Source organism: Providencia sp. SP181, assembly GCF_050446505.1.
GTDB classification, from domain to species: Bacteria; Pseudomonadota; Gammaproteobacteria; order Enterobacterales; family Enterobacteriaceae; genus Providencia; species Providencia vermicola.
Genome location: NZ_JBBPXM010000005.1, coordinates 161,196 through 174,948, shown reverse-complemented (window position 1 = coordinate 174,948; position 13,753 = coordinate 161,196). Strand labels below are relative to the sequence as shown.

The window sequence follows — 13,753 nt, the reverse complement described above, 5'->3', positions numbered from 1 at the left end:
TTTGAAATATTATTTTGTTATTTTATTCAAATTGGTTATACTTTTTTCAATTCCCACATCAAAAAAAGATTCTCCAATTTCAAGTTTTTTAAATATGTTATTAAACATTGCCTTATAGGTCATAATTATGATGTTCTTACGCTACTTAGTTAGCTTTATATTTGTTTTTTCTTTAATCGGCTGTGAAGGGAATAACACGAAGCCAGGTGAAAAAACACTGAATAGTAAAACTAGCCATAACAACCAAACTGTTGATTCAGGAAAAATCGAAGGGCGTGTTGTGATTGTGCAGAGCTCTGTTATACCTGCAGGTGCGGTTATGACTGTTACGCTTGCAGATACTTCAATAACGGATTTGCCTGCGCTTATTTTGTCTCAAAAATACTATGATTCATTCAATAATCGCCCGACCATACCTTTTGAGTTAACTTATCATAAAAATGAGGTAAGGCCTGAAGGTAAACTGACTGTGAATGCAACGGTTAATGCTGATGGAAAGCTGCTTTATATCACGGATTCTGTGGTTGAAGTGATTAATAATGGTGTCACCAAAAATATTGAATTATTAATGGTGCCTGCCAATTAACGTTATTTTTATCGCACCTAATTTTTCGATTTTACGGTTAATAGGTTGTCTTTTTTGTGTAATAAATCAGCACTTAGCCGCAGTATTCTTGCTATTTAAACGGCGATCGAGCATAATGCATTTGCTTCGAAAGAAGCATTCAATGGGGGCTCTGTTGGTTCTCCCGCAACGCTAACTTGTTAACTTGGTCAGGTCCGGAAGGAAGCAGCCATAGCAGGGGTCGTGTGTGCCGGGATGTCGCTGGCAGGGCTCCCACCCAAAATTTCATTTCTTACTTTATCCTTTAATATTATTTAAATACATTCAACCCAGTACTAATAACTAATAAAGTTACCTTTAATTTATTTAACATTTAAATTTTATATAAGTGTTAAGGTGGTTTTGTGTTTTTAAATAATGCCTAATATATAAATAGAACAAAGTTAAAAATATCGCATTAATTGTTAAAATGAGTTGCTTTTTAAGTTTGAGAGGAAAATAAACAGCGTAAAAGGGGTATTAGCATTAAAATAATGCCAATAATTGTGTTTGAATAATAATGAGTTCAGCCGATAAATGTTGTTACCGGCTATAACCATTTACTATCTGTGCGTGTTTCTAAGATATTATCTAACAAATTTCCAAACAGAAGCTGGAATTTTATCGTAGAGTTTATTCATTGTCAGTTCAGCAAGGCGATGATCTGCTGCTGAGTAGAACAATTCCAATTCATCATCAGATAATTCATACTTGTTTTTTTCAATCACTCGCTCAAGTGTTTCAATTGTTGTGCATTTTCTTAAACGCATCAGATAATCAGATTTGGTCATAACGCCCTTTCTTTTATGAGAAATAACTCGGTAATATACAATATGATAGTTAGACTAAAGATAAATAAAGCCTTTAAGTTTTGCTGGTTAGACATTTTAGATCGTCATCCAGCACAGCGACAAGGTTTTGATTCATTGTTTCCCAATCAATAATTTCACTCAATGTGATGACAGGGCTACCAAATAAATCGTAAGTCTCATCGAGATATTCTTCGATTAATGAAATAACAAGATTTTCTTTTGGATATTTGATTTTAAATCGCCAAACAAATGCTGCGATGTGCTCTATGAGTTCATTAAGCGCCGCGCTTTGGTCAGAGCTTAAGTCATTAATCCAATGTGTATTTGTTTGTTGTAAACTTAAAATAGCGTCCCGATTCAGACTATTACATAAGTATTTAAGTTCTGCTATATCATGTCTTTTGGGTGAGTATTCATCCATAATCACCTCCGCAGGCGAATCTGACGTTTGCTATGTATCTTTTTATATCAATAATACAGCCATAATAACTAATTAAAAGCACTTATGTTCAATGTAAAAACATGGGTTGTTAATATATTGAAAAATATAAGGTTATTATAAAAACATTGAATGTTTGAAGGTTTATACTATTAACATAAGTAATATTCAAATACAGGCTAGCAGTGAAAACCGCCTCAGTGTAAGAGCAATAATATCACTATTATGACATAAGTCACCCTCTATTAACCACTTTTTTCTACTTTAGAGGGGATACGGGATTTTCTGACTAAACACAATTTTATAGTGTATTTAAATCACCCGTGTATTTTAAATACAATCAGAGATGAAAGTTGACATAAGACATCTTATAAAAAGTATTACTCCATTCAGAGTATTTAAATAGTTTTATTCAACCTATTAGATGAGGTATTTAAAAACCTTCACAAAATGAAGTAAAGGTTTTTAAATTAGGTTGCAACTTAGAGATAGAGATTTAATGTAACGCCAGGTTTCAGGTCTGCCATTTTGACTCCAGAGTTCCAAGTCATTAAATCATTCAGCTTGATCCCGTGGCGTTTTGCAATACTGTAATAAGAATCACCCTTGCGAACTTTGTACACTGTGCTTTTACGACTATTAGCGACTGGTGCGGCACCTGAAACTTTGAGCATTTGGCCTGGTTTAATCACGCTAGCTGTTTTAAGGCCATTTAGCTTCTGAATGTTTTTCGCTGTCGTATTGAATTTTTGAGCAATACTGGCGATAGATTCACCTTTGCGGACTTTATACGTGGTGACCTTGGCACGATTTTGGCGAGCCGTTGAAATCGCTGTTGGTTGTGTTATTGCTTTAATTTGTTGATTTTGCACAGTGGCAAGGCGAATTGTTTCTAAAACCTCTTGGTCTGTTAGTGAGGTTTTAAATTGCTCTGCTTTTGCAGTAGGCAACATAATATAGTGTGGCCCTGTGGGAGATGTAATCCCTCGGGTATAACCAGAGTTGTAGGTTTTGACGGATTCAACTGTTAACCCTGCCAGCTCAGCCGCTTGGGATAAGGTAATTTGTTGACCGACATCCACTTGTGTTAGTGCTCTATTTTTATTGCTTGTCGGTAAATTAACTTGATACTGCTCTGGATTTTTTAATACTTTACTTAGTGCTAAAATTTTAGGGACATACTGTTTAGTTTCTTTCGGTAATGATAGTGACCAAAAGTCAGTTGGAAGGCCAGCTGCTTCGTTCTTTTTAATCGCGTTTTGTACACAACCTTCACCGCAGTTATAAGCCGCTAAAGTGAGTGCCCAATCATGGCCGAACATCACATTTAGGTTCTCGAGTAAATCAAATGCAGCATTGGTAGATGAAAGAACATCTCTGCGCTCATCAACCCATTGAGTTTGTTTTAACCCATAAGAGCGGGCTGTGATTGGCACTATTTGCCACAAGCCAGCGGCTTGTGCTGGGGAGGTCGCTTTGGGATTAAATGAACTTTCAATAATTGGGATTAAAGCGAGTTCCATCGGGAGGTTACGTTCATTAATTTCGTCTACGATGAGGTACATATAAGGCTCAGCCCTTAATGCCACATCGTAGACAAAACTTTGTTTATTCATATAACTGTTGGCCATTTCCCTAATTTGTGGGTTATCAGGGATGTCCATTTTTAATTCATCACTAATATAGCCCCATAAGTCATAATCAACTTTAGATTGTTGTCGACTAGCCGCTTGGTTATGTGAAGCAATGGTTTCAATTGTATGATTTACTGTGGGTTTATTCTGCTTAACTTTTTTCGGGGTAGTTTGGCATCCAGCCAGCAGAACAATGGCGATAAGCGTCGCGATTATCTTCATTTTTTTCTATTGTTCTTCATTTTAATGTTTAAAAGTCGAACAATAATACTTACCCCACCCCGATATGACAATCAATAAACTTCAATATTGGTCTTTTAATTGACGTAACAGGGTAAAAACGGCCCTCAAAGGTGGATTTTGCATATTAATTTGCAATTTTTTCTGTAATTGCTGATTATCACACTGAAGAAAAATATTTATCTTTTTCTCTGTTTTCAATGTGGTAGGTACTGTAGGTTGATGTTTGTCACGCATTTGCGTTATCTTTTGTAAATATTGTGTAATTGCTTCATTTTCAGGCCAAATATGATGCGCAAACTTTAGATTTGATAAAGTATATTCGTGGGCGCAACAAATGAGAGTATCATCGGGCAGGGCAGCAATTTTCTGAATAGATTGATACATTTGTTCTGGCGTACCTTCAAAAATACGGCCGCAGCCTGCGGAAAATAAAGTATCACCGCAGAATAAATAAGGTGCTTGATAGAAACCAATATGGTCAGTGGTATGCCCAGATAAAGAGATAACCTGGAAGTTGAAGTGATTGACGACGACGTTATCGCCATCTGCAACTAATTCAGTAGCGCCTTTATCTGCGGTTTCTTTTGAACCAAATACAGGTAACGTTGTAAATTTGTTTAAAATATCTTCCACACCACCTGTATGATCATTATGGTGATGGGTTAATAAGATGGCGACAGGGGTTAAGTGCCTCTGGGTGATTATTTCGAGCACAGCCTCTGCCTCCGCAGGGTCAACGATGATACACTGTTTTTGGTTATCTGCTAAAACCCAAATATAGTTATCATTTAAAGCGGGGACTCGAATTAACTCCATAATGACCTCGAAAACTGTTTAATAGGGGAATGTCATGAAGCCTGCGCGTATTGATAAAAAAATTCAAATGCCCGTTAGTTGGTCTGATATTCCTTTTGGCGAACAATACCAGCAAGCCCTGGAAAACCAGCTTCGTCCTTGGTGGCCGAAAATGTTTGGTTTTCATCTCCTTAAGTTAGGGCATTTAAGCACTGAAATCCATACCGAAGAATGTCTAATCTCCCATCAATTCAATGTGGGGGAGAACGACCCTCGCTTTAACCTTATTGCGCAGCCCGATGCCTTACCTTTTACAGCAAAGTCGATTGATGCTTGTTTAATCTCACATTGTTTAGCATATAGCCATGATCCACATTGGCTATTGAGAGAGGTTGACCGCGTATTAATCGATGATGGTTGGCTGATTATTACAGGGTTTAATCCATTTAGCCTCGCAGGGTTAGCAAAGTTAGTTCCTGTTTTACGTAAAAGACAGCCTTATTGTAGCCGTTTCTTTCCATCGGTTAGGGTATTTGATTGGCTGAGTCTATTAAATTATGAAGTGTTATATCATCGGAATTGCCACGTAATTCCATGGATGAGCCCGCAGCGGTGGATCAATAAAAGCGGTGGTGGAATTGGTGTGCTTAGTGTCATCGTGGCGAGAAAACGAACATACCCGCTCACGCCAACACCGTTAAAATTCAAACAACCGAAAATGAAAATTGGCACCGCATTAGGGGCAGCAAAAGAGTTAAGTAAACGCACGAAAAAGCCAAGTGCTTAGTCTTTTGCGGGTTGATATCCAGTGTCTTCTTTTGTTGGAGATGATGCAGCTTCGCGTGCTAACTCATCACATTTTTCATTTTCAGGGTGGCCTGCATGGCCTTTCACCCAGCGCCAATCAATCGTGTGGGGTTGGATTGCTTCATCAAGACGTTTCCATAAGTCCACATTAACGACTGGGGATTTATCGGCTTTTCGCCATTGCTTACGTTTCCAGCCATGGATCCATTGAGTAATACCTTGGCGAACATATTGGCTATCTGTGGTTAGGATGATATCACATGGTCTTTTGAGGGACTCAAGGGCAACAATGGCAGCAAGCAGCTCCATGCGATTGTTAGTCGTCATAAAATAGCCGTCACTGAGCGTTTTTTCATGTTGTTGATAACGAAGGACAACACCGTATCCACCTGGTCCTGGATTACCCAAACAGGAACCATCCGTGAAAATTTCTACCTGCTTTGTCATTTCTGGTACACTCTATAATATTCATTCACCTCTAGTTTGACACAAAATACCATTATGAGCACGGCGATAACCCGACAAATTGTCCTCGATACTGAAACAACAGGTATGAATAAGCTTGGTGTTCATTATGAAGGCCATAACATTATTGAAATTGGCGCGGTTGAAGTCATTAACCGACGCTTAACTGGTCGTAATTTCCATGTTTATATCAAACCGAATCGTTTAGTGGATCCTGAAGCTTTTGAGGTTCATGGGATCAGTGATGAATTTTTACAAGATAAACCCGTCTTTGCTGACATTGCTGATGAGTTTCTTGAATTTATTCGAGGGGCAGAATTAGTTATTCACAATGCGCCCTTCGATATCGGTTTTATGGATTATGAGTTCCGTAAACTCAATAGAGGGATCCCACCCACAGCCGATTTTTGTACTATCACGGATAGTTTGGTGTTGGCACGAAAGTTGTTTCCAGGTAAGCGCAATAACTTAGATGCCTTATGTGACCGTTATTTAATTGATAACTCTAAACGTACGTTGCACGGCGCTTTACTCGATGCTGAAATTTTATCGGACGTGTATCTTGCGATGACGGGGGGGCAAACGTCGTTATCATTCTCGATGGATGCCGAATCAGCAAATAATGAGCAAGCATATGAAATTCAACGTATTGAACGACCTTCAAGTGGTTTAACTGTGTTATATGCTTCTGATGAAGAACTTATTGCTCATGAAGCTCGCCTTGATATTGTTGATAAGAAAGGTGGAAAACCTTGCCTTTGGCGGCAGTCTGATGAAGAAGAAACTTTGCATTAGTTTTGAGTGGTTTTTGCTAAGCGTAATAAAGGTGCGGTGATTTATCCTATTATTTGGGCTAAAAACTGTTCAACTGCGCGATTTTTCAAGAAAAAGTATTGACTGCTTAATGAAGTGTTCGTAATATGCATGGCGTTCCCAACAGGGAACATTCGGAGCGGTAGTTCAGTTGGTTAGAATACCTGCCTGTCACGCAGGGGGTCGCGGGTTCGAGTCCCGTCCGTTCCGCCAAACATTGAAGCCCTGAGCATTTGCTCGGGGCTTTTTTTTATCTTTTTTATGCGAATTCTACTTTGCATTTTATCGTAATTTGCCCTTCACATAAATTTTGTTTCATTAATTCATATCGTAACAAATTGGTGTTATACGCATAGAATGCGTTTATTGTTTTTGTATATGACGATTTTGCAACGCATACTGCTAGTAAGGCTCATATTTTTGATTTCGAACAGTAACACATTTTATTTCATTATTAATATAATGACGGTAATTAGGTGCTTTTTTATGCGTTATTGTGACGATTAAAAAATGTTTTTTTTTATATCATTGATGAACTATTTCAGTTTGAAATGTTATTCTAACAATCATTCTCATTTTTATAATGCTTAGAAAAGTTGAAAAGTAAAGAGTACATTTTCCTTTCCCAAAGATAAACTTGGCGTACTCGATCTTAACACTAGATATTGAATTTTTTTTAGGTGAAAAACCTTAATACTCGTATTTGGTGTTAAATCTCCATTCAAATAATACATTCCATGCCAATTTGTAACAAAATGAAAATGCCTATTAAATTAGGTGTCTCTAATATATATTTAAAAAAATAAGTAATTATATCTATAACTTAATTCGCGCATATTAAAAACAAAATAGCAACATTTAAAATTAATCTATTAATCACATAGTTACTTATTAATTTAATACTCTGATTACGTGTTTTTTGTTGTTTTTAGATAGGGAAATGTTGCAGAAAAAATATTTTGATAGTTGTGGGCTATTGGTTTTTTATTTTTTAATAGTTTTAAACATTTTTACACGATTTTGTATCCATTTATATTATTAAGAACAAATTAGTTACGAATAATTAATTTTTGAATTATTTAATCAAGAATATAAATATATTAATAATTAGCTTTTATAGAGTTATACGAATTATTTCACCGTTGGGAAAGTTTTGGAAATGCTTATGGAATCAAATAAGTTAAGTTATTATGCTGGTTTTTTCTTACGAAAATCTAGACGAGAAAAAAATCTAACTGGTAAGCAATTAGCAAAGTTAATGCGTGTAAGTCAGCAACAAATTTCTCGTTATGAAACAGGTAAAACACCGTTAACCTTAGATCAATTACATCAGCTATTATCTCTACTCGATAAAAGTTGGGTTGACCTTATTCTCTTTGTTCAAAATGAAAAAGAGAATGAGAATAATTTAAAAAACGAAATAGAAGAAAAGGAAAGCTATTCATTAGGTCGGTATTTAATGGATTTTGTATCTAGTAAAGAATAATAATTATATTACGTTAATTAAAGAACAGTGGTCAGATTATATTTTATAAAAAACACAAGAAAGTGTTTTTTATACTATGTAATTTTCTATTTGTTATATTTTGAATATTAATTAGAGAGAACAATATGTTTAATAAAAAAATGGCATCTGTATTATTATCTGGGATTATTGCTGCTTCTTTTGCTACTGTTGCAAATGCAGATACGCGTACTGCTCAAGCGACAGCAACATGGCAAGCAACTGCAATTAAAGACACAACAAGTATGTTAGTTGTTACCCCACTTAAAAGTTTGACTTTCAATTACGCTGAAGGACAAAAAAGCTTTAACCAGCAAAACGGTGCATTTGATATTGCTATCCAAGGCCAAGCAGGTGCAACTGATTTTAAATTAACATCAAAAATTATTGCAAATACCTTAGCAAGAACAACTGATGATTCTACATTAGAAGTTGGTGTTAAATGGAATGGTGCAGATTTAGACTCGACTACTGATACAACTTTAATTGATGTCGCACAAGGTATCACTTCAGGTTTAGACAACTTAGCTGCAAATGGCTCTTGGGATGTTTCAGACCGTTCAACAGACCGCGGTGAGTTTACTTTCGTTATTGCTAACGCGAAAGCAGCTGGTGTAGACGCAGAATTTAAAGATTTAGCTGATGGTGTTTGGGATGGTGATGTAAAAATTCAGTTTACAGCAAACTGGGAAGGTAGCTTCACTACTCCATAAGTTAGATCGTTAATTAAATAATAAATTTTATATTACGATAAAGAGAATATAAGGATGTTGATCTTTATCGTTTTCTATTTGAGTTTTTATAATGAATAAAATCACATTTACAGTTATTTTATTATCCATGTTACCGTTAAAAAATAGTTTTGCCGTTAACGTTGGTAATATTACGGAAATTATTTCTTCAGGTGAAGAAACCTTAGCAAAAGAAATTGAAAATACTGTTGATGCGGCAAGATTGGTTAACTTAAGTATTGAAAAGATAGACTCTCCACTTGAGGGTGGAAAGGTTATCCCTATTAACGATCCTAACGAAATACTGTCAACACCAGCGAACATTATACTTCCAGGCAAATCACGAGATATTTTTAAAATTATCTATCAAGGCCCGAAAGACGAACAGGAACGTTACTACCGGTTAAACTGGACAGATGACCCAATTAGTGAAAGCGGAATGACTAAAAGTACCAAGTCAGCGTCTGCAACGACATCCGCAACAATAAGTACAATTTTAGTCGTAGCACCAAGGATTGAAAGTTTTAAATATAATTATGATAAAAATAAAATAGCTAATTTAGGGAATAGCTCTTTTCGGGTTGTTGCATCAGGCCCTTGCTTAACCGAAAAGTTAAAATATGGCGCAGAAGGTATTTGTCGTGAACGTTATTATCTCTTACCTAATTTAGCCGTTAACCTTCAGTTGGTTGATATAAATAATAAAAAAACAAGTATTGGTATTTGGCACAAAGGGGAGTTTATTGTTGTCAAATAATTAGGGTTAGGTCTTAATTATGCGTAAAAGTGTTATCGCGTTATCAATAATGAGCTTTATTTTTTCAAGTACTCTTTCTGCTAAAGATATTAAGCGAATTAAAATTGGTGGGTATGTTATTCCTCCTGCTTTTGTTTTGGCTTTAGAGGAAGGAATGTCGGTGCCTGTGTTTCTACGTTTAAAATCAGATGATGGGAAAAATCAAAGTGAAGATAAAATTGCAGATGCCATCATCATTATAGCTGAAGGGAAGATTAAACTTGCCAATATTCATTTTATCGACACAAATAAAGGCCCCAAAATACAACCTTTGCTGATTGAAAGTTTAGAACAAAAAAAAGATGTTTTCTTTAATGAGCTTAATAATATTGTCGTTGATAAAAATGCAGTGCTGCAATTGAATATTGCTTCGTTTAATTTATCTCTCGATGTTAATAAAGAAGCGATTGCCGCTAATGAAAAAGTCAGACAGTTTGCATTAGGTGATTCTTCCGTTGACACTTTTTCGACGGTTGCGAACTATGATCTCGGTATTTTTGAAAGTCAGGTAAAAAAAGGAAAAAATTCATCAAGCAGCTATTTTAACTTAGACACGTTATTTGCGATTGCAGAGCACCATATAAACGTGAATGCATCAGCATACAGTATTGGTAAATCGAACTCTGATATTGAGCTTTATCGGGCAATGTATGAGCGTGACTTTAATGGTCTACGTTTTGCCATCGGGTTAATGAGTACGTGGAACTTGCAGTCTATTGCGAGTTTAACAACCTTAAATCGCAGTAAAATATATGCGGCATCTATTGGAAATAATGCTTCAAGTGTCGTAGTCAATAAAAAATACTCCCTGACACCAATTTATGTCTTTTTAAATAGTCCAGGCGAAGTGCGAATTTATCGTGATGAAAAATTATTAAATATCCAGAACTTTCCAATGGGAAGTTATGAAGTGGATACCAGTATTTTGCCCTTTGGTATTTATGACGTAATGATTGAAACTGTTGTTGATGGCAAAATTGTGACATCACAGCGTCAAACAATTAATAAGTCATTTAGTTCAAGTGGTGCTGATTTTGACAAGCTTAGCTGGGAAGTTTATGGCGGATATATCGATTTTGATAAAAAACGTTATGTCAGAGGGAAACAAGCAGAACGCCAACCATTAGAAAAAAGTTATTTGTTCGGGGCGTCTGTTGCAAAAAATTTCCCAGTGTTGTCTGGGATAAATTTTCAAATGTCGAACTACGGTTATGACAATTATTTAATTAATGAAAGCAGTATTAACCTTTCATTGAACCAATATGTCTCAATTTCTTGGCAAGGTATGGTGGAGAATCATGGCAGCTTTAGGAATATTGCGACAGTATCAACCAGTGTGCCAGACGGCTATGGCTCTGTTTGGGCTTCGAAAGAAAAAGCGGTTATTAAAGGTGACCTGCCTATTTATGATTCAAATAGCGAATCTTATGGTGCGACGTTGAACCTTGATAAGCTTGTTGACCGAGCAGGGTCATTTACCATTAGCAGTACAACAGATAAACGTATTGGTAGTGATTCAATTAACTATGAATATTCAAATACATTATTTTCAGGCCGCTATGGCACGATTGGATTAAGAACAGGCGTCCAGCGTTACCATTATGATGACCAAAAAAGCCTGAATGAAAAATTTATCAGTCTTGATTTTTCATTACCGTTATCAACATGGTTAAGTACAGGTCTATCTTCAAGTAATGGCAATATGAAAGCCAATATTTACGCGAATAAACGTTTCGAAGATTCTGTTATTACCGATATCGGGGGATCTGTTTCTAAATTAGTGCGCGATAAAAATAATGGAGAGTCTGATTTCTCAACGATGGGTTATGCCTCCTACGAAACGAAATATAACTCAGGGATGCTAACTGTTAATCGACCTGATAATCAAAGATTGAATGGTAACTTTACATCTCGTGGTTCGTTAGCCTATAGCGATGGCACCATTATGCCCAGCGGGCAACAAGGGAAGTCGGGCGTCATCATTAATTCGGATATTTATGGGGCAGGGAGTATGACCGCTCGAGTTAATGGGCAAAGTTACCCAATTAGTGGAAAAAATACGTTTATCCCTTTATCACCTTATTCAGACTATGACATTCAATTAATGAATGATAAGAAGTCTAAAGACAGTTTTGACATTGTGTCTGGGCGAAATAAGTCTGTCACTTTATACCCTGGGAATATTGCTATCTATAAACCAGAAGTTAGGCAGTTAGTAACGGTATTTGGCCGTTTGAAATCCCCTAATGGTGAATTTATTAAATATGCGTCTATTCGTAATCATATTGGTCGTACGAAAACGGATCACAATGGTGAGTTTTCAATGGATGTTGATGTGCGATATCCCGTTATTTCTCTTTTACAAGAGGATGAGCAAACTATATGCGAAGCTGATTTAAATTTAGAAGGTGCTCGAGGCGCGTTGTGGCTAGGCGATGTGACTTGCGACCCGCAGCGTACAGTCGCATTAAGGCAATGAGAATTTTATGATGATTAAACCGATTTCTTTTCTGTCTCTTAGTAGCATGATATTCAGTGCTTTATTCAGTTCAACGGTGGGTGCCGTTGCACTGAGTAATTCCATTGTTTTTGTTGAGAATGGTGTGGATGATGAATATTTTGTCACACCGAGGTCGTTAGACCCCCGCTTTACTGGCGCAAATAAATTTTCTCGTTATTCAGCAAAAAACCAAGAAAGTTTAGGGTATATGGGCTACACCAATACTTCGATTCGAGCAAATCAGAATGTGGATATTTGGTTTGAAAATTCCCCTATTGATGGCCCATTTATCGGCAACCGTTGTATGCGTAATTATTGCAACCGAGATACAGGTTATTGGCCTGCACAATACGTTGGTCGAAATGGTGCATATAAAATTGTGCAGGACAATACATTGGGAGAAGGGGCATACGCGCGAGGTATTTTTAGCGAATCAACCTATCAATATTTTAGACAGATGGCTGTTGGGGCGGTTGAAACCTACAGTTATCGTGCATGCATGACCGACTTGGATTATGACCCAGCGAAAGGGGAAAGTTGCCAAAGTGTTGGCGGGCGAATTATTGCATCCCATGAATTTACGATTACTAAATCTGCCCATATTAAGCTCAGCTCTACTGGGGCAATGCAAGAGGTTTACATTGACAGCAATGGGAACCCAAGCTTAGGCCCTGGCGAACAATTTTGCCGAATTGGCGTTGTCGCTAATGTCAATGGCTTGATTTGCCAAGTTGTAAAACACGAGACATCAGGGGATGTTTTTGCCAATGTTATATTGAGTTTAAAAGTTAACTCAACGCTGATCCCATTTACTGTTGCGGGCGCATCAATAAAAATTGGGCCTGATGATGGCTCGAATATTTGGCGTAATTATAATTCAACATATGCTGCCAATACGTATTTTAAAAGTTCGAATCAGTATGTTTCTATCTTTTTTTCCAATACGTTCTTTAATCAGTTAATAACGAATAATGTGGATTTTACCAATAGCCAAGACTTTTTTACCTTTTCGTTTACTAACCCTGCAGCGGCGCCGCAGTCAGGGTATTATGAATTTACGCCATCAAACCAGCTAGTGATAAAACCACGCGATTATAGTATCAGTATTGTGCCTGCGGATTATATTCCAAACCCGTCAAAGACAGGAAAGATTGGCCCAGAAGAACCGCCGATTGAGTTTAACTATATTGTGACGACCAGTGGGCCTCGGCAGGCTGACTCTATTACCGCAAGAGTAGAAGGCCCAACGGTAAATGTGAATGGTCAAAACTTTTGTCTGTTCAGTTCAGACGATGATAAATTCCGCGTGCCATTCTCGGCTTATTTATCATTTAAAAATGCTTCAGGTACAGAGGAATCTTATCGTTCAAGTTGTGATGGCACAGAAATATCGATGAATGACGCCTTATGGGCAGAAACGCCGTGGGATATCCCTAACCAAGATTTAGGCTCCTTCTATCGAACCTATCTAGATTTACGTTTTCCGATGAATGACTCTAATTCGTTGTTTACTTTGGATGGCATTGATTGGTTAGGAACGGTATCGGCCAGTGGAACCGTTGTTGTGAAAGCGATTTGGACGGGGCCTGATGTGCATCTATAAGCATGAA

13 protein-coding genes, 1 tRNA gene and 1 other RNA gene are annotated in these 13,753 nt (G+C 37.0%); 10 read left to right on the top strand and 5 right to left on the bottom strand.

The genetic code is table 11. The features are described 5' to 3' along the window. Nucleotides 1-127: 127 nt before the first annotated feature. Together AABS66_RS10650 and ffs are read left to right on the top strand one after the other, a co-directional pair. Nucleotides 128-586, top strand: coding sequence for a YbaY family lipoprotein (locus AABS66_RS10650; RefSeq protein ID WP_206084618.1), 459 nt, complete (start codon nucleotides 128-130; stop codon nucleotides 584-586). Between the two features lie 152 nt (nucleotides 587-738). Further along, nucleotides 739-835: signal recognition particle sRNA small type (gene ffs, locus AABS66_RS10645), an RNA gene on the top strand. A 356-nt stretch (nucleotides 836-1,191) separates the two neighbouring features. On the opposite strand, the gene AABS66_RS10640 is transcribed toward ffs, so the two are convergent. The 4 genes from AABS66_RS10640 to gloB all read right to left on the bottom strand — a co-directional run bounded on the left by AABS66_RS10640 (nucleotide 1,192) and on the right by gloB (nucleotide 4,548). Continuing rightward, nucleotides 1,192-1,395, bottom strand: a complete 204-nt coding sequence (locus AABS66_RS10640) for an HHA domain-containing protein (RefSeq protein ID WP_004905417.1) — start codon at nucleotides 1,393-1,395, stop codon at nucleotides 1,192-1,194. A gap of 73 nt (nucleotides 1,396-1,468) precedes the next feature. Next, nucleotides 1,469-1,837: an Hha toxicity modulator TomB gene (gene tomB / locus AABS66_RS10635; protein ID WP_225820328.1), complete on the bottom strand. Its 369-nt coding sequence runs from the start codon at nucleotides 1,835-1,837 to the stop codon at nucleotides 1,469-1,471. Between the two features lie 500 nt (nucleotides 1,838-2,337). Beyond that, nucleotides 2,338-3,711: a murein transglycosylase D gene (mltD, locus tag AABS66_RS10630; protein WP_206084622.1), complete on the bottom strand. Its 1,374-nt coding sequence runs from the start codon at nucleotides 3,709-3,711 to the stop codon at nucleotides 2,338-2,340. An 81-nt stretch (nucleotides 3,712-3,792) separates the two neighbouring features. After that, entirely contained in the window at nucleotides 3,793-4,548 is a 756-nt protein-coding gene (gene gloB, locus AABS66_RS10625) for a hydroxyacylglutathione hydrolase (RefSeq protein ID WP_206084624.1), read from the bottom strand. Nucleotides 4,549-4,582: 34 nt separating this feature from the next. Between gloB and AABS66_RS10620 the strand changes: the two genes are divergently transcribed. After that, nucleotides 4,583-5,314, top strand: a complete 732-nt coding sequence (locus AABS66_RS10620; RefSeq protein WP_272539004.1) for a class I SAM-dependent methyltransferase — start codon at nucleotides 4,583-4,585, stop codon at nucleotides 5,312-5,314. On the opposite strand, the gene rnhA is transcribed toward AABS66_RS10620, so the two are convergent. Beyond that, nucleotides 5,311-5,781: a ribonuclease HI gene (gene rnhA, locus AABS66_RS10615; protein ID WP_206084630.1), complete on the bottom strand. Its 471-nt coding sequence runs from the start codon at nucleotides 5,779-5,781 to the stop codon at nucleotides 5,311-5,313. The two genes, AABS66_RS10620 and rnhA, sit on opposite strands and share 4 nt — an antisense overlap. Before the next feature lie 54 nt (nucleotides 5,782-5,835). Between rnhA and dnaQ the strand changes: the two genes are divergently transcribed. From dnaQ to AABS66_RS10580, 7 genes are all read left to right on the top strand, one after another. Continuing rightward, nucleotides 5,836-6,594, top strand: a complete 759-nt coding sequence (dnaQ, locus tag AABS66_RS10610) for a DNA polymerase III subunit epsilon (RefSeq protein WP_206084632.1) — start codon at nucleotides 5,836-5,838, stop codon at nucleotides 6,592-6,594. 154 nt (nucleotides 6,595-6,748) lie between these two features. Further along, nucleotides 6,749-6,825: transfer RNA gene (locus AABS66_RS10605), tRNA-Asp, on the top strand. A gap of 952 nt (nucleotides 6,826-7,777) precedes the next feature. Further along, the gene (locus tag AABS66_RS10600; RefSeq protein ID WP_206084634.1) at nucleotides 7,778-8,098 is read left to right on the top strand and encodes a helix-turn-helix domain-containing protein; all 321 of its coding nucleotides are present in this window, start codon (nucleotides 7,778-7,780) and stop codon (nucleotides 8,096-8,098) included. Nucleotides 8,099-8,223: 125 nt separating this feature from the next. After that, nucleotides 8,224-8,829, top strand: coding sequence for a common pilus major fimbrillin subunit EcpA (ecpA, locus tag AABS66_RS10595; protein WP_206084636.1), 606 nt, complete (start codon nucleotides 8,224-8,226; stop codon nucleotides 8,827-8,829). Between the two features lie 91 nt (nucleotides 8,830-8,920). Then, a complete protein-coding gene (locus AABS66_RS10590; protein ID WP_206084638.1) occupies nucleotides 8,921-9,604 on the top strand; it encodes a hypothetical protein in 684 nt (227 codons plus the stop codon). A 19-nt stretch (nucleotides 9,605-9,623) separates the two neighbouring features. Next, nucleotides 9,624-12,122, top strand: a complete 2,499-nt coding sequence (locus tag AABS66_RS10585; RefSeq protein ID WP_430224909.1) for a TcfC E-set like domain-containing protein — start codon at nucleotides 9,624-9,626, stop codon at nucleotides 12,120-12,122. Nucleotides 12,123-12,129: 7 nt separating this feature from the next. Beyond that, nucleotides 12,130-13,746 (top strand): fimbrial protein, encoded by a 1,617-nt coding sequence (locus AABS66_RS10580; protein ID WP_430224908.1) that lies wholly within the window; start codon nucleotides 12,130-12,132, stop codon nucleotides 13,744-13,746. Nucleotides 13,747-13,753: the final 7 nt, after the last annotated feature.